The organism is Cellulomonas sp. EB106-03-03-XG116 (genome assembly GCF_058792015.1).
In genome coordinates this window covers 21,168-36,446 of record NZ_JBYTEP010000014.1, presented here as the reverse complement: position 1 = coordinate 36,446, position 15,279 = coordinate 21,168, and the positions used below count along the sequence as shown (strand labels likewise).

Sequence of the window (15,279 nt, the reverse complement as noted above, 5' to 3'; positions counted from 1 at the left end):
GCGGCTCAGCGCCAGAGCACCGCGATCGCCACGTTCGCGAGCGTCAGGCCCAGGGTCGCGCCGACCAGGCCGCGGGTGACCTTCTCCGGCCTGCGGGTGCCGTACCAGACCAGCCCGGTCACGACGAGCGCGACCAGCAGCTTCACGCCGATCTTGGCGTTGTCCGGCGGCTCCAGCCCGGCGACCTCCGCGGACCGCAGGCCGACCATGACGATCCCCGTGACCAGCGCGGTCAGGGCGCCGTGCAGCGCGCCCCTCGGGAACGCCGGCTGCCGCAGCGTGACCAGGCACCCGCCCAGCACGATCGCCCAGCCGACCAGGTGCAGCACGACCAGCAGGCCGTACACGACGCTCATGGGACTTCCCTCGCTCGGTGCCCGGTGCGTGCAAGGATCCCCTGCGCGGCCTCGCCGGCCGCGCACCGCTGTGCCCGACGACCCCGAGCCCTGAGGATGTCATGACGAGCCCCGAGCACCCGAACCCCGGCGAGTCGTCCCCCGGCGCGTCGCAGCCGACGCCCGAGACGCACCCGGCGGCCGGCGCGTACTCTCCCCCGGCGGCGCAGCCGACCTCCGGGGCGTACCCCGCTCCCGGCGCCTACCCGACCCCCGGCGTCCCGCAGCCCGCCGCCGGCTACCCCGACCCCGCGGCCCTGCCCGGCCCGTACCCGGTCGCGCCGCAGCCGGCCCCGTCGCCGACGCTCGCGATCGTCGGCCTCGTCACCGCGCTGATCCCCTGCACCGCCCTGGTCGGCCTCGTGATCAGCATCGTGGTGCTGGTCCGCGGCCGACGCGGCGGCGTGCCCGGCCGCGGCCTGGCCGTCGCGGGCGTGATCGTGGGCGCCCTGTGGCTGGTCGCCGGGGTCGTGGCGCTGGCGCTCGGCGCGTTCGGCGTCGCCTCGCTCGTCGAGACCTGCGCCGACCTCGGGAACGGCGTGCACTACGTCGACGGCGTGCGCTACGAGTGCAGCATCGGGTGACGCGTCGCCGCCTCGCGCGGCCGCAGCGGCGCGAGGCGGCTCAGAGCAGCCGGCGCGCCGCCGCCCACCGGGTCAGCTCGTGCCGCGAGGACAGCTGCAGCTTCCGCAGCACCGCGGACACGTGCGTCTCGACCGTCTTGATCGAGATGAACAGCTCCCCCGCGACCTCGCGGTAGGAGTACCCCCGGGCGATCAGCCGCATGACCTCCCGCTCGCGCGCCGACAGCCGGTCGAGCTCGTCGTCGCCCGTCGCCACGTCACCCGCGGCCGCGCCGAACGCGTCGAGCACGAACCCCGCGAGCCGCGGCGAGAACACCGCGTCGTCGCCGGCCACCCGCAGCACCGCGTCGCACAGGTCGGGACCGGAGATCGCCTTGGTCACGTAGCCGCGCGCCCCGGCGCGGATCACCGCGACCACGTCCTCCGCCGCGTCCGACACCGACAGCGCGAGGAACCGGGTCCCGCCCAGCAGGTCGGTGCACGCGCGGATGACCTCGGCACCGCCGCCGCCGTCGCCGCCGGGCAGGTGCACGTCGAGCAGCACGACCGGGGGCTGCGTCGCCCGCACGACCTGGATCGCCTCGTCGACCGTGGCGGCCTCGCCGACGACGTGCACCCGGTCGTCGAGGGACGCCTTGACCCCCGCGCGGAACATCAGGTGGTCGTCGACCAGCACCACGTCGACCGGAGCGTCGTTCATCCCTGCACCGTCCTCTCGTCCTCCGCCGTCGCGCGCTCGCGCACCAGCGGCATCCGCAGCCGCACCTCGGTGCCGCCGCCGTCCTTGCACACCACCGACGCCGTCCCGCCCCGGCGGCGCACGCGCCCCAGGATGGACTCCCGCACGCCGAACCGGTCGTCCGGCACGGCGTCGGGGTCGAAGCCGTCCCCGCGGTCGCGGACGAACACCTCGACCTCGTCGGGCCCGGCCTCCAGGTAGAGCGACACCGGCGGGCGCCCGTGCCGGACCGCGTTCAGCAGCGCCTCGCGGGTCGCCTGGAGCAGCGCGTCGGTGCTGGCGTCCGGCTCGGTGTCGCCGACGACCACCGTCTCGATCGTGACGGCCTCGCCGTCCGGGCCGGCGCGGGTGTCCTCGATCTCCGCGACGATCGCCGCCAGCACCGCGGCCACCGAGGTGCCGGGCGCCGGTCGGTCGTCGTACAGCCACGCGCGCAGCTCGCGCTCCTGGGCGCGGGCCATCCGGGCGACCTCCGTCGGGTCGTCCGCGCGGGCGCGGATCAGCGCCAGGGTCTGCAGCACGGAGTCGTGCAGGTGGGCGGCGATGTCGGCGCGCTCGGACTCGCGGGCGCGGGCGGCGCGTTCGTCACCGAGCTCCCGCACCAGCCGGAGCCACCACGGCGCGAGCACCAGGGCGACGCCGCCGAGCACCGCCACCGCGGCGACCGTCGACTGGACGAGGGTGCCGGGCGTCGCCTCCTGGCCGACCAGCAGCAGCACGCCCACGCCCGCGATGACCAGGCCGCCGACCAGGCGCAGCACGCTCACCGGGCCGCGGCCGCCGCCCCGGCGCCCACGCTGCACCGCGTCGAGCTGGCTCCACGCGAGCGCCGCGCCCGCCACGAGCAGCAGCACCGGCACCACCCAGTTGCCGACCACGTCCGTGCCCGCCCGGGCCAGCAGCATGGCCACCGCGCCGGCGAGCAGCGCGACCCCGACCGCGATCTCGGTCCACGGCAGCCGGCGCAGCCGCTGCACGGCGTCGCGCTCCAGCGGGCGGTGCAGGCGGGACAGCTCGGCGGGGCGACCCTCGCCGGCGGCGGCCGCGGGGTCGCCCACCGGGATCGTCACCCACCAGAAGACGTACAGGGCCACGCCGATCCCGCCCACCGGGGTGAGCAGCGCGAACAGCACGCGCACCAGGCGCACGGACACGCCCAGGTGCAGCGCGAGGCCGGCCGCGACGCCGCCGACCACGCGGCCGCGCTCCGGGCGCCGCAGCGGCAGGCGGGACGGGGACTCCATGCCCTGATCGTCACACGTCCCGGACCCCCCGGGCGCCTCTCGGGGCCCAGGATCAGGGACCCCCGAGGCACATTCAGGGGCGGGTCAGGGGGGTACCCGATGCCGCCGGGGGTGCCCCGCGCGTCAGGATCGAGCCATGACGAACGACAGCGCCGACCGCGGGTCGGGCACCGTGCCGCCGAGCGGCGGCGGCGCGCCCGGCCCCGTGCCCCCACCCGTTCCCCCGACCGACGGCCACGCGATGGCCGGCTTCTTCGCCGCGATCCGCCGCGCCGGCATCTCCCGCTCCCAGGACCGCTGGGTCGGCGGCGTCGCCGGCGGGCTCGCCACCCGGTTCGGCATCGACCCGCTCCTCGCCCGCGGCCTCGTCGGCGTGACCCTGCTCATGGGCTTCGGCTTCGTGCTGTACGGGCTCGCCTGGGCGCTGCTCCCCGAGGAGACCGACGGCCGGATCCACCTCGAGGAGACCATCCGCGGGAACTTCGACGTCGCCCTGCTCGGCGCGATCGCCCTCGTGGTCGTCGGGTTCAGCGCGGGCGACTGGTGGTTCAGCTGGGGCCCGTTCCGGTCCGGCTGGTTCAGCGGCTTCGCGTGGTTCGCCGCCGTGGTCGCCGGGATCGTCGTCCTCGTCACCGCACTGCGGCGGGGGCGGGACGGCCAGCCGCCCTCCGCGTCGTGGCAGCCCCCGTACCCGGAAGGACAGCGTCCGATGACCAGCCCCAGCACCCCTCCGACCCCGCCGGCCGACGCCGCCCCGCGCCCGGCCGCGCCGTACGCGGCCGCCGCCCCGGCCGGCCCGAGCGCCTCCGCACCGGTCGGCGCGCCGTACGGCACCGGCCCCGCGGCGCCGCCCGCCGGCCCGCAGCCGTACGGCTCGGTCCCGGCCGGCTCCGGCGCGCGGCGGCACCAGGGCCCGCCCAACCCGCCCACGCCCCCGAGCCGCGGCTGGACCCCGCCGCCCCCGGCGCCGCCCACGCCCCCGCGCCCGCCGCGCCCCCCGCGCCGTGGCCCCGGCGCCGCCCTCACCGGCGTCGTCGTCGCGCTCATCCTCATCGGCCTGGCCGCGCTGCTCGCCGCCGAACGCGCCGGCGTCTACGACGGCCCGATCGCGGCCGTGGTCGTCGGCGGCGGTCTCGCGCTCGTCGGCCTCGCGATCATCGTCTCCGGGCTCCGCGGTCGCACCGCGGGCGGCCTGACCGCGCTGGCGATCGTCGGCATGGTCGTCGCCGGCCCCGCAGCGGTCACGAACGACGCCCGGTGGGGCGAGTGGGACCGCTGGGACAACGGCAGCGGCCCGGTGCAGAGCATCGACACCACCGTCACGTCCCGCGCGGTGGCCGAGCGCGGCTACTCGTTCGGCGTCGGCGACGCCACCGTCGACCTCACCGGCGTCCCGCTCACCGACGACACCCTGGTCGTGCCGATCAGCGGCGGCCTCGGCGACGTCACCGTCGTCGTCCCGGAGGGGGCCGCGGTCGTCGCGCAGGTCAGCTCCGGCGCCGGCAACGTCACCTGGAAGGTCGACGGCAAGAACGAGCGCAGCGACGGCGTCGGGCACGACCGCACCTTCACCAGCGAGGCCATGTCGGGCCGCGAGGACGCCGAGATCGAGCTCACGGTCGAGGTCGGCGTCGGCAGCATCACCATCGAGGAGGACTGATGACCAGCACCGGCCCCGAGGCCCCCCGCCCCGACGGCGCGGACGAGCCCGTCACCGAGCGCATCGCGCGCACCGACGCCGAGGCCCCCGCGGACGCCACCGAGCAGATCGACCGGGTCGACGCGGAGGCCGTCGCCGAGGACGCGGGCGACGCCACCCAGCGGATCGACGCCGTGGGCGGCACCGCGGTGATCCCGACGCACGACGCCGGCCCGCGGGCCGGCGCGGCGGACGACACGGCCGTCATCGAGACGCACGACGCCACCCGGCGGGCCGACTCGGACGGCGACACCGCCGTCATCGAGACGCACGACGCGACGGAGCGGCTCGACGCGGTGGGCGACACGGCCCGCCTGGAGACCGTCGCGGGCACCGCCCCGGGAGGCGACGCCCCGACGACGGGCACGCCCGTGGCCCCCGCGCCGCCCGTGCGGGAGTCGTCGTGGGCGGCCGCACCGTCGACGGGCCCGTCCCCGTACGGCTCCGCGCCCTCGGGCACCCCGGCGTACGGCGCACCCGGCGCCGGCGGCGCGGGGTACGGCGCACCCGCCGCGGGCGGCACGGGGTACGGCGCACCCGCGTACGGCACCCCGGCGACGACCACCCCCGTCCCGGCCCCCACGCCGGAGCCGGAGGACCGCGGCCCGCGGGCGGGCACCGTGGTGTGGGGCCTGATCGTCGCGGCCGTCGGCATCCTGGTGCTCGCCGTCGCGGCGGGCGTCAGCATCGACCTGCAGCTCGCGCTCATCGTGCTGCTGGCCGCCGCGGGCGTGGCCCTCCTGGTCGGCTCGCTCCTGACCGCGGGCCGCCGCAAGCGCCGCGAGCAGCGCCCCGCCCGCTGACCCGCGGCGCTCAGCGGTCGACTGCACAACAAACGGGTCGAGTGCCTATCCGGCGGATAGGCACTCGACGCGTTTGTTGTGCAGTCGCGGAGGACCGGGCTCCGGGCAGGGCTGCGGGCGACGCCGCGGGCGCCCGGATTCGGGCTGTGGACGGTGGTCGCCTGGGACTCGGTGTCCGGCAGGGTGGACGCATGAGCAGCACGGGCGCCGCGCCACCGGCCCTGGCCGCATCGGCACCGGTGACCGCAGCCGATGCGCGGGCCAGCGGCCTGGCCGGCGACGACCTGCGCCGCGCCACCCGTGCCGGCTCCCTCGTGCGCGTCCGGCACGGCGCCTACGTCTCCGCCCCGACCTGGACCTCCGCCGACGAGGCCGAGCGACACCGGCTGCGCGTGCGCGCGGCAGCCCGCCGGATGCGGGCTCCGGTGTTCAGCCACGAGTCCGCCGCGGCGATGTGGCGACTGCCTCTGCTCGGCGGCTGGCCGGCGGACCTGCACGTGGTCCTCCCGCGCGCCGGCGGCGCCCCGTCGACGCCCGGCGTGCGGCGGCACCGCGTGGCCACGCTCCCGGACACGCGCGTCGTGGACGGCGTCACCGTCACCACGGTCGCCTGGACGGTCGTCGACCTCGCCCGGACGGGCTCGTTCGCCCGCGGGCTCGTCCTGGCCGACGACGCCCTGCGCCGGCAGGGGGTCGACCGGGGCGACCTCGACCGGCTGGTGCTGTCGGCGGCCAGAGGACGGGGCGTCCGTGCGGCGCGTCGGGTGGCGACCGAGGCGGATGCGGCGGCGGAGTCGCCCGGGGAGTCGCTGAGTCGCGCGCGGATCATCGAGCTCGGCCTCCCGCGCCCCGTGCTGCAGCACGAGGTGCGCGACCGTCGCGGGTTCGTCGGGCGGGTCGACTTCCTCTGGGAGGAGCAGGGCGTCGTCGGCGAGTTCGACGGGCGGCTGAAGTACCGCGCGGGAGCGGTCGGCGACCGTGCTGCCGTGGAGGACCGGGTGTGGGCGGAGAAGCGCCGCGAGGACCGGATCCGGACCACCGGCCTGCGCGTCGTGCGCTGGACCTGGGCCGACGCCCTCGACCCGGCACGCCTGGCGCGAGTCCTCGCGGCCGCCGGCATCCACCCTGGCGCCTGACACCCGGCCCCGCGAGCACCACCCGCGCCGTCGCGCGCGGTCGGTGACGCCGAGTGCACAAGGAACGCGACGAGTGCCTATCCGGCGGATAGGCACTCGAGCCGTTTCTTGTGCACTCGCGGCGTGCGCCGGGCGTGCGCCGGGCAGCCGGCCCGGCGCAAGGGAGAGGGGGGGGGGGGAGAAAGAGCTCCTCCACACCCGGCGTGGTGCCGGCGGGGCGGGTGGCGTCCGTGGTCGCGACGGTCTTGCGGCCGGCGAGGGCGTACAGCGCCCAGCCGATCAGGATGAACATGACGCCCAGGCCCATGACCAGGGCGGCGACGCCGAACGCCACGACCGAGGTGAACAGCGAGGCCCGCAGGAAGGACGCGTTCATCGCGACGTCGCGCAGCGGGTCGTCCTGCTCGAGCTCGGCGTAGGACTTGCCGCCGGTGGCCTCGAGGGCGTGCTGCTGGATGATGTCGGCCTGCGCGAACGCCGTCCACGGGCTGGTGACGGCCTGGCCGCCGAACGCGGCCGCGTCCTCCGAGACGGTGATGTTCTCGTCGGCGAGGTGGCTGGAGACGGAGCCCCAGGTGACACCGCCGGCGATGATGAGGACGATGCCGGCGATCGCCGTGATGATGCCGATGACGCGAGCAGCCTTCGAGCCGCCCGTCGCTGCCACGGTTGCCATGGTCGTGTTCCCTTCGATACCCCCGGTGCGGGACGACCGTCGGTCGACCCGGTGGAACCTGTGAGCCCCACGTGGAAGAGCCTGTCTCCCCCGTCGGCCGCGCCGTGGGACCAAGGTCACGGAACCGGCGACGATCCCGCCTTGTGAAGCCGGGCACACACACCGGATTTCCGCTGGTCGGGCCCTTGGTCCCCGCTATGACACTCAGTCAGCCTAGGACATAGGTCCTGGTCGAGCGCCCACCCGCTCCGAATGAACCGGACGCACGACGGCCCGGCACCCCCTGCGGGGTACCGGGCCGTGGCGCGTCAGCTCACTCCCACTCGATGGTGCCCGGCGGCTTGCTCGTGACGTCGAGCACCACGCGGTTGACCTCCGGCACCTCGTTGGTGATGCGGGTGGAGATCGTCGCCAGGACGTCGTACGGCAGGCGGGTCCAGTCGGCGGTCATGGCGTCCTCGGAGGACACCGGGCGCAGCACGACGGGGTGGCCGTAGGTGCGGCCGTCGCCCTGCACGCCCACCGAGCGCACGTCGGCGAGGAGCACGACCGGGCACTGCCAGATGTCGCGGTCCAGGCCGGCGCGGGTCAGCTCCTCGCGGGCGATGACGTCCGCGGCGCGGAGCACGTCGAGCCGCTCCTGGGTGACCTCGCCGATGATCCGGATGCCCAGGCCGGGGCCCGGGAACGGCTGGCGCCAGACGATGGCCTCCGGCACGCCGAGCTCGAGGCCGACGGCGCGGACCTCGTCCTTGAACAGCGCGCGCAGCGGCTCGACGAGCTCGAACTGCAGGTCGTCCGGCAGGCCGCCGACGTTGTGGTGGCTCTTGATGTTGGCCGCGCCCTCGCCGCCGCCGGACTCGACGACGTCCGGGTACAGCGTGCCCTGGACGAGGAACTTGACCTCGTCGCCGTGGGCGCCGGCCTCCTCGACGACCTCGCGCGCGGCGTCCTCGAACACGCGGATGAACTCGCGGCCGATGATCTTGCGCTTGGTCTCGGGGTCGGTGTGGCCGGCGAGCGCCTGCAGGAACCGCTCGCGCGCGTCGACGACCTTGAGGTTGACGCCGGTGGACGCGACGAAGTCCTGCTCGACCTGCTCGGCCTCGCCGGTGCGCAGCAGGCCGTGGTCGACGAACACGCAGGTGAGCTGGTCGCCGACGGCCTTCTGCACGAGCGCGGCCGCGACGGAGGAGTCGACGCCGCCGGACAGGCCGCAGATGACGCGGGCGCTGCCGACCTGGGCGCGGATCTTCTCGACCTGGTCGGCGATCACGTTGCCCGGGTTCCAGTCGGGCGTCAGGCCGGCGCCCTCGTAGAGGAAGTGCTCGAGGGTGCGCTGGCCGAGCGGCGAGTGCTTGACCTCGGGGTGCCACTGCACGCCGAACAGCCGGCGGGCGCGGTCCTCGAACGCGGCGACCGGGGAGCCGGCCGAGGTCGCGAGCACCTCGAAGCCCTCGGGCGCGGCGTGCACGGCGTCGCCGTGGCTCATCCAGACGGTCTGCTGCTCGGGGCTGTCGGCGAGCACGGTGCCGTTCGCGACGACCTCCACCGGGGTGCCGCCGTACTCGCGGTTCCCGGTCTGGGCGACCTCGCCGCCGAGGGCCTTGGCCATCGCCTGGAAGCCGTAGCAGATGCCGAGCACCGGGACGCCGGCGTCGAACAGGGCCGGGTCGACGAACGGGGCGCCGGCGGCGTACACCGACGACGGGCCGCCGGACAGGATGATCGCCGACGGGTCCTTGGCCAGCATGTCCTGCACCGAGGCCGTGTGCGGCACGATCTCGGAGTAGACGCTCGCCTCGCGGACGCGGCGCGCGATCAGCTGCGCGTACTGCGCGCCGAAGTCGACGACGAGGACGGGACGGGGCGAGTCGGTGGGCGGCGGCGCGGGCGTGTCGGGAGCGTCGGTCACGCCACCAGGGTAGTGCGCCCCGCCGACAGCCCGGGACGCGCGGGAGGCCCCGCGGGCGCCGACCTCAGGAGCCGGAGCGCTCGCCGATCCGGCGCTGCCGGCTGATCTCCTTGCGGAGGCTCTCGTGGAAGTCCTCGGCGACGGCGAGCTGCTCGCGCAGCGCCCGGGACCGCTCCTCCGCGGCCAGCCGGTACATCCGCAGGCGCTCCAGGAGGGCCTCGTGCTCGTCGGCGCCGATGCCCGGCTCGTTGATCCGGTCGAGCACCCCGAGCAGGTCGCCCATCTCGTCGAGGGAGAAGTCGAGCGGCTTCATGCGCTTGATCAGCTCCAGCCGTGCGACGTCGGGCTCGGTGTAGAGGCGGAAGCCGCCGTGCGTGCGGGCCGAGGGCCGGACCAGGCCGACCTCCCCGTAGTACCGGATGGTCCGCAGCGACAGCCCGGTGCGCTCGGCGACCTCGCCGATCTGCATGTGGTGCAGGCTCACGGCCACCTCCTTCCGCTCCGGGCGGCGCCAGCATAGCCACGCGAGGTCGGCGCGACCTGGACCGACGCCGCCTCCGCCGGAGCACCGGCCCGTGACCGGTGCGTCGCCGCGCGCCCCGCACCCTCCTGTCACGTGAGCGTCGGGTCCCGGTGTGAAGATCCGGTGCCGGTCGGCCCCGCACGGCGCCTGGCCCTTCTCAAACCTCGCAGAGTGAACATACCTTCCGTCACGTGAGGGATGACGGCCCGGCCACCGCGCCGACACCGGCGAGCGGCCCCGGCCTGCCCGGCACCGGCCTCGCGTCGCCGGTCCCCGCGTCCCCCGCGCCCGGCGCCCCCGCCCGCCCGGCGCGGTTGCCCGGCCTCGACGCGCTCCGCGGCCTGGCGGTCGGCCTGGTGCTGCTGAACCACGCCGCGCCCGACGTGTTCGGCGCCGCCGGCGTCCTCGGCGTGACGGTGTTCTTCGCGCTGTCGGGCTGGCTCATCACCGGCGTGCTGATGCGCGACCTCGACCGCGGCGGGCGGATCCGGTTCGGCCGGTTCTACGGCCACCGCCTGCTCCGGCTCTACCCGCCGCTCCTGCTGATGCTCGCGGGCTACGTCGTCGTCGAGGGGGCGTTCGACCTGCTCGGGCAGGCGCACCTGGTGCCGGAGACCCTGGTCGCCGCGCTGACGTACACGATCAACGTCCCGGGCCTGCCCCACGGCAGCGAGTCGGTCTACCACTTCTGGACCCTCGCCGCGGAGGAGCAGTTCTACCTGGTGTGGCCCGTGGTGCTGGCGTGGGCGTGGCGCCGTGGCTGGCTGCGCGCCACCACCGGGGTCGCCGTCGCCGCGGCGCTGGCCGCCTGCATGGTGACGCTCCTGCTGGTCGTGCCCGACGTGGCCCGGGTGTACGCCCTGCCGACGTCGTGGGGCGCGGCGCTGCTCATCGGCTGCGCGGGTTACCTGGGGCGCACGGCGCTGGCGGCCCGGCTGCCGCAGACCGTCCGCGCCCGGCGGGCGGTGCAGGCCGGGGTCGTGGCGGCGCTGCTCGGCGGCACGCTGCTCACCGGGCTGGCCGGGCACACCGCCTGGTACCTGCTGGGCGTGCCGGCGGTCGCGGTCGCCACCGTGGTGCTGATCAGCTACGTCGGCGGCTGGCGCGCGCTGCCGTCGCGCTGGCTCCGGCCGGCCGTCGCGCTCGGCACGGTGTCGTACGCGGCGTACCTTTGGAACGGCGCGATCGTGCGCTGGCTCGGGCACCCCGACGACCTCGGCGGGATGGCGCTCGGCGTCGCGCTGACCCTGCTGGCGGCGACCGCGAGCTGGTGGCTGGTCGAGCGCCCCGTGGCCCGGTGGCGCGCGCGCCGGTCGGCGGCCGCCGCGGCGTGACCCGGCGCCTCAGCCCAGGCGGGCCTGCGCGTCGGCGTGCACGCGGCGCTCGAGGATGAACGACATGACCGGCACGACGCCCGCGAGCGCCATCGTCACGAGCCGGCCCAGGGACCAGCGCATCGCCGACCACAGCTGGACGACCGTGAACAGGTACACCACGTAGATCCAGCCGTGCACGATGGCGATCCAGGTGCCCAGGACCGGCAGCGGCGACCCGGTCGCCGGGTCGACCCCGTTGGCGTGGAACACGTACTTGAGCACCATCTCGAGGCACAGCACCAGCAGCATCGTGCCGGTGACGAACGCCATCACGCGGTACCGCGTCAGCCGGCCGGCCGCGGCGGGGTGCACCGGGGCCGGGCGCGCCGCCGGGGCGGCGGGGGCGGGCGTGGGCTGGCCGGCGGGCTCGGTCATCGCAGCAGGTCTCCTCAGGCGGGGGCGGGACGCTCCGACGATTCTCCCTCACCCGGCGGGCGCCGTGGCGACGGCGGCACCCCGCGGCGGCGTCCACCGGTCAAAACGCTTGCCGCTGTGTCGGGGGTCACCCGTAGCGTTGACCGACGTGCGACCCCTCCCCCAGCCCGACCCCGGCCGACCGCCGCTGACCGGCCCCTGGCGCCTCATGCTCTGGCAGGGACGCCGGCAGCTCGGCGTGCTCGCGGGCGCGACCGCGGTCGCCGTCGTCGGCAACGTGGCCGCCGCCCTGCTCCCGTGGCAGCTCGGCCGCGTGGTCGACGACGGGCTCGACGACGGCCTGGGCGCCGCGCTGTGGCTCGGCTGCCTCGGCGTGTTCGCGCTCGGCATGGTGCAGGTCGGCACGAACGTGTGGGGCCACCGGCTCGACGTCGAGAACTGGCTGCGCGCGGCGTTCGCGTCCTCGCAGCAGGTCGGCCACCACGTGACCCGGACGGGCGACGCCGTGACCGACGAGCTGCCGACCGGCGAGGTCGTCGCGACGGTCGCCTCCGACGCGCTCCGGATGGGCGAGGTGTACGCGATCCTGCCCCGCCTCGTCGGCGGCATCGCGGCCTACCTGGTGCTCGGCGCGGTGCTGCTCAGCACGTCGGTGCCCCTCGGCCTCCTGGTGCTGCTGGGCCTGCCGGTCGTCGTCGCGGTGCTGTCGCTGCTCGTCCGCCCGCTGCAGAAGCGGCAGGCGGAGCAGCGCGAGGCGACCGGGCGGCTCACCACGCTCGGCGCGGACACCGTCTCCGGCCTGCGCATCCTGCGCGGCATCGGCGGCGAGGACGTGTTCGCCGGCCGGTACCGGACCCAGTCGCAGCAGGTGCGCGCGGCGGGCGTGCGGGTCTCGCAGACCCAGTCCCTGCTCGACGCGCTGCAGACCCTGCTGCCGGGCCTGTTCCTCGCGGTGGTGGTGTGGGCCGGCGCGCGGCTCGCGATCAGCGGCGACATCACGCCGGGCCAGCTCGTCGCCTTCTACGGCTTCGCCGCGTTCCTGACCCAGCCGCTGTGGACCGCGAGCGAGGCGATCCGCGTGGTCACCCGCGCGGTGGTCGGCGCGCGCAAGATCATCCGCGTGCTGTCCGTGCGCGTGGCGGGCTCGGACGACCCGGCCACCCCGGCGCCGTCGCCCGCGGCCGGCGAGCCGCTGGTGGACGAGGGCAGCGGGCTGGTCGTGCGGCCGGGCCGGATCACCGCGCTGGTGAGCGCCGACCCGGACGAGACGGCGCGGATCGGCCTCCGGCTGGGCCGGCTCGGGCCGGCGCGGCACGGGGGCGCCGACGACGAGGACCTCGACGACTCGGGCCAGGACGGGACGCTGGTCGACGCGCGCGAGGCCGCGCCCGACCCCGGCCTGTCCCGCGTCCGCTGGGGTCGCACGCTGCTGTCCGAGCTCGGCCTCGCCGAGGTCCGGGACCGCGTCGTGGTCGCCGAGTCGACCCCGCACCTGTTCACCGGCCTGCTGGCGGACGAGCTCGACGTGCGCGGCGGCGCCGACCGCGCGGCCCTGCTCGAGGCCATGCGGGTCGCCGACGCGGGCGACGTGCTCGACTCGGTGCCCGGCGGGCTCGACGGCGAGGTCGAGGAGAAGGGCCGCTCGCTCTCGGGCGGCCAGCGGCAGCGCGTCGCCCTCGCCCGCGCGCTGCTCACCGCCGCGGAGGTGCTGGTGCTCGTCGAGCCGACCAGCGCGGTCGACGCCCACACCGAGGCGCGGATCGCCCGCCGGCTCGCCGACGCCCGCCGCGGCGCGACGACGGTCGTCGTGACGGCCAGCCCGCTGGTGCTCGACGTCGTCGACGAGGTGGCGCTGGTCGACGGCGGCCGCGTGGTCGCGACCGGCACGCACCGCGACCTGGTCACGGCGCGCGACGCGACCGGCGCGGCCTACCGCGCGGTGGTGTCCCGCGCCGAGGACGAGCCCGCCGCCTCCGCGCCGTCCGACGCCACGCCCCACCCCGCGCCGTCCGACGCCACGCCGCCCGACGCCACGCCCACGACCGAGGAGGACCGCCGTGAAGCTGCCCGTCGCTGACGCCCCCGCGCTGCGCCGGCACACCGCCGCGCTGCTCCGCCGCCACCGCCGCGGCCTGGGCGTCGTCGTCCTGCTGCACGTGCTCGCCGCCACCGCCGGCCTGGCCGGGCCGTGGCTGCTCGGCCGGCTGGTCGACGCCGTGGTCTCCGGCACCACCACGTCGGTCGTCGACCGGACGGTCCTGGTGCTGGTCGTCGCGGTGCTCGCCCAGACCGTGCTCATCCGGTACGCCCAGCGCGCCGCGATGGTGCTCGGCGAGTCCGTGTTCGCCGAGCTCCGCGAGGAGTTCGTCGCCACGGTGACCCGGCTGCCGCTGTCGACCGTCGAGCGGGCGGGCACCGGCGACCTCGTCGCGCGCACCACGACCGACATCGACCGCGTGCAGTACACGGTCCGGTTCGGCGTGCCGCGCCTGCTGGTCACGGCCGCGACGACCGTGCTGACCCTGGTCGCCGCGTTCGCCACGAACGCGCTGGTCGCGATCGGCCTGCTCGCGGGCGTCCCGCTGCTGCTGGGCGTCACCCGGTGGTACCTGCGCCGCGCGGCGCCGGCCTACCTGCGCGAGTCCGCCGCATACGCCACGCTCAACGGCACCATCACCGAGTCGGTCGAGGGCGCCCGCACCGTCGACGCCCTGGGCCTCGGCGCGCGCCGCCGCGCCCGGGTGGACGCCGACCTGCGCGAGGCGTTCGCCGCGGAGAGCGCCACGCTCAACCTGCGCTCGGTGCTGTTCCCCGGCGTCGACACCTCGTTCGTGCTGCCCGTGGTCGCGGTGCTCGCCTGGGGCGCGTACCTCATCTCGACGGGGCACGCGACGATCGGCGCCGTCACGACCATCGCGCTGTACGCGACGCAGATCATCCACCCGATCGGCGAGCTGATCTTCTGGCTCGACGAGATCCAGGTCGGCGCCACGTCGCTGGCCCGGATCCTGGGCGTCGCCGACGTCTCCCCCGACCGCACCGCGCGCGACGCGCGGCCGGCCGGCTCGGACGTCACGGCCCGCGGGGTGCGGTACGCGTACCGCGAGGGGCACGACGTGCTGCACGGCATCGACCTCGGCCTGCGCCCGGGCGAGCGCCTCGCGGTCGTCGGGCCGTCCGGCGCCGGCAAGTCGACGCTCGGCCGGATGCTCGCCGGGATCCACCCGCCCACGGGCGGCTCGGTGACCGTCGGCGACGTCCCGCTGGTCGACCTGCCGCTGGACGAGCTGCGCGGCCACGTCGCCCTGGTCACCCAGGAGCACCACGTGTTCGTCGGCCCGCTCGCGGACAACCTGCGGCTCGCGGACCCCGCGGCCGACGACGCGGCGCTCGAGCGGGCGCTGCGCGCGGTCGACGCGTGGGACTGGGTGCGCGCGCTGCCCGAGGGCCTCGCGACGCCGGTCGGCTCGGGCGGCACCGCGCTGACCCCGGCGCAGGCGCAGCAGATCGCGCTCGCGCGGCTCGTGCTGCTCGACCCGCACACCCTCGTGCTGGACGAGGCGACCTCGCTCCTCGACCCGCGCGCGGCGCGGCACCTGGAGCGGTCGCTGTCCGCCGTGCTCGAGGGCCGCACGGTCGTCGCGATCGCGCACCGGCTGCACACCGCGCACGACGCGGACCGGGTGGCCGTGGTCGACGCCGGCCGGATCAGCGAGATCGGGCCGCACGACGAGCTGGTCGCCGCCGGCGGCGACTACGCCTCGCTCTGGCGCTCCTGGCAGCGGGAGTAGCGCGGGCGGGTCGCGCGCGGCGG

The 15,279-nt window shown here is 76.4% G+C and carries 14 protein-coding genes; 8 read left to right on the top strand and 6 right to left on the bottom strand.

All coding sequences use genetic code 11. The annotated features are described in order from the left end of the window. Positions 1-5: 5 nt before the first annotated feature. Positions 6-356 carry a hypothetical protein gene (locus AC3WUG_RS07715; RefSeq protein WP_492327143.1) on the bottom strand — a complete coding sequence of 117 codons (351 nt, stop codon included), beginning with the start codon at positions 354-356 and terminating at the stop codon, positions 6-8. A 101-nt stretch (positions 357-457) separates the two neighbouring features. Between AC3WUG_RS07715 and AC3WUG_RS07710 the strand changes: the two genes are divergently transcribed. Further along, the gene (locus tag AC3WUG_RS07710) at positions 458-979 is read left to right on the top strand and encodes a hypothetical protein (RefSeq protein WP_492327142.1); all 522 of its coding nucleotides are present in this window, start codon (positions 458-460) and stop codon (positions 977-979) included. Positions 980-1,019: 40 nt separating this feature from the next. Here AC3WUG_RS07710 and AC3WUG_RS07705 read toward each other — a convergent pair whose 3' ends face one another. After that, positions 1,020-1,679, bottom strand: a complete 660-nt coding sequence (locus tag AC3WUG_RS07705) for a LuxR C-terminal-related transcriptional regulator (RefSeq protein ID WP_147794287.1) — start codon at positions 1,677-1,679, stop codon at positions 1,020-1,022. Next, entirely contained in the window at positions 1,676-2,962 is a 1,287-nt protein-coding gene (locus AC3WUG_RS07700; protein ID WP_492327141.1) for an ATP-binding protein, read from the bottom strand. The genes AC3WUG_RS07705 and AC3WUG_RS07700 overlap by 4 nt, the downstream gene beginning before the upstream one ends. A 136-nt stretch (positions 2,963-3,098) precedes the next feature. Between AC3WUG_RS07700 and AC3WUG_RS07695 the strand changes: the two genes are divergently transcribed. The 4 genes from AC3WUG_RS07695 (at position 3,099) to AC3WUG_RS07680 (ending at position 7,019) form a co-directional block, all read left to right on the top strand. Further along, positions 3,099-4,622 (top strand): PspC domain-containing protein, encoded by a 1,524-nt coding sequence (locus tag AC3WUG_RS07695; RefSeq protein ID WP_492327140.1) that lies wholly within the window; start codon positions 3,099-3,101, stop codon positions 4,620-4,622. Then, positions 4,622-5,464, top strand: coding sequence for a hypothetical protein (locus AC3WUG_RS07690; RefSeq protein WP_492327139.1), 843 nt, complete (start codon positions 4,622-4,624; stop codon positions 5,462-5,464). Before AC3WUG_RS07695 ends, AC3WUG_RS07690 begins: the two co-directional genes overlap by 1 nt. Before the next feature lie 191 nt (positions 5,465-5,655). Continuing rightward, entirely contained in the window at positions 5,656-6,600 is a 945-nt protein-coding gene (locus AC3WUG_RS07685; RefSeq protein WP_492327138.1) for a type IV toxin-antitoxin system AbiEi family antitoxin domain-containing protein, read from the top strand. 290 nt (positions 6,601-6,890) lie between these two features. After that, positions 6,891-7,019: a hypothetical protein gene (locus tag AC3WUG_RS07680; protein WP_492327137.1), complete on the top strand. Its 129-nt coding sequence runs from the start codon at positions 6,891-6,893 to the stop codon at positions 7,017-7,019. A gap of 570 nt (positions 7,020-7,589) precedes the next feature. Here the strand turns inward: AC3WUG_RS07680 and guaA are convergent. Both guaA and AC3WUG_RS07670 read right to left on the bottom strand, forming a co-directional pair. Further along, entirely contained in the window at positions 7,590-9,191 is a 1,602-nt protein-coding gene (gene guaA, locus AC3WUG_RS07675; RefSeq protein ID WP_492327136.1) for a glutamine-hydrolyzing GMP synthase, read from the bottom strand. A 64-nt stretch (positions 9,192-9,255) separates the two neighbouring features. After that, a complete protein-coding gene (locus tag AC3WUG_RS07670; RefSeq protein WP_492327173.1) occupies positions 9,256-9,660 on the bottom strand; it encodes a MerR family transcriptional regulator in 405 nt (134 codons plus the stop codon). Positions 9,661-9,905: 245 nt separating this feature from the next. Here AC3WUG_RS07670 and AC3WUG_RS07665 point away from each other — a divergent pair, with 245 nt between their 5' ends. Then, entirely contained in the window at positions 9,906-11,048 is a 1,143-nt protein-coding gene (locus tag AC3WUG_RS07665; protein WP_492327135.1) for an acyltransferase family protein, read from the top strand. Between the two features lie 9 nt (positions 11,049-11,057). On the opposite strand, the gene AC3WUG_RS07660 is transcribed toward AC3WUG_RS07665, so the two are convergent. After that, positions 11,058-11,465, bottom strand: a complete 408-nt coding sequence (locus tag AC3WUG_RS07660; protein WP_492327134.1) for a DUF3817 domain-containing protein — start codon at positions 11,463-11,465, stop codon at positions 11,058-11,060. 148 nt (positions 11,466-11,613) lie between these two features. On the opposite strand from AC3WUG_RS07660, the gene AC3WUG_RS07655 reads away from it, so the two are divergent. Together AC3WUG_RS07655 and AC3WUG_RS07650 are read left to right on the top strand one after the other, a co-directional pair. Then, positions 11,614-13,542 (top strand): ABC transporter transmembrane domain-containing protein, encoded by a 1,929-nt coding sequence (locus AC3WUG_RS07655; RefSeq protein WP_492327133.1) that lies wholly within the window; start codon positions 11,614-11,616, stop codon positions 13,540-13,542. Beyond that, entirely contained in the window at positions 13,523-15,256 is a 1,734-nt protein-coding gene (locus AC3WUG_RS07650; RefSeq protein WP_492327132.1) for an ABC transporter ATP-binding protein, read from the top strand. Before AC3WUG_RS07655 ends, AC3WUG_RS07650 begins: the two co-directional genes overlap by 20 nt. Positions 15,257-15,279: the final 23 nt, after the last annotated feature.

Coding starts and splice junctions, on each gene's coding strand:
- AC3WUG_RS07695 (WP_492327140.1), top strand. CDS start 3,099: ATGACGAACGACAGCGCCGACCGCGGGTCGGGCACCGTGCCGCCGAGC.
- AC3WUG_RS07685 (WP_492327138.1), top strand. CDS start 5,656: ATGAGCAGCACGGGCGCCGCGCCACCGGCCCTGGCCGCATCGGCACCG.
- AC3WUG_RS07705 (WP_147794287.1), bottom strand. CDS start 1,679: ATGAACGACGCTCCGGTCGACGTGGTGCTGGTCGACGACCACCTGATG.
- AC3WUG_RS07710 (WP_492327142.1), top strand. CDS start 458: ATGACGAGCCCCGAGCACCCGAACCCCGGCGAGTCGTCCCCCGGCGCG.
- AC3WUG_RS07700 (WP_492327141.1), bottom strand. CDS start 2,962: ATGGAGTCCCCGTCCCGCCTGCCGCTGCGGCGCCCGGAGCGCGGCCGC.
- AC3WUG_RS07670 (WP_492327173.1), bottom strand. CDS start 9,660: ATGCAGATCGGCGAGGTCGCCGAGCGCACCGGGCTGTCGCTGCGGACC.
- AC3WUG_RS07715 (WP_492327143.1), bottom strand. CDS start 356: ATGAGCGTCGTGTACGGCCTGCTGGTCGTGCTGCACCTGGTCGGCTGG.
- AC3WUG_RS07690 (WP_492327139.1), top strand. CDS start 4,622: ATGACCAGCACCGGCCCCGAGGCCCCCCGCCCCGACGGCGCGGACGAG.
- AC3WUG_RS07660 (WP_492327134.1), bottom strand. CDS start 11,465: ATGACCGAGCCCGCCGGCCAGCCCACGCCCGCCCCCGCCGCCCCGGCG.
- AC3WUG_RS07680 (WP_492327137.1), top strand. CDS start 6,891: ATGACGCCCAGGCCCATGACCAGGGCGGCGACGCCGAACGCCACGACC.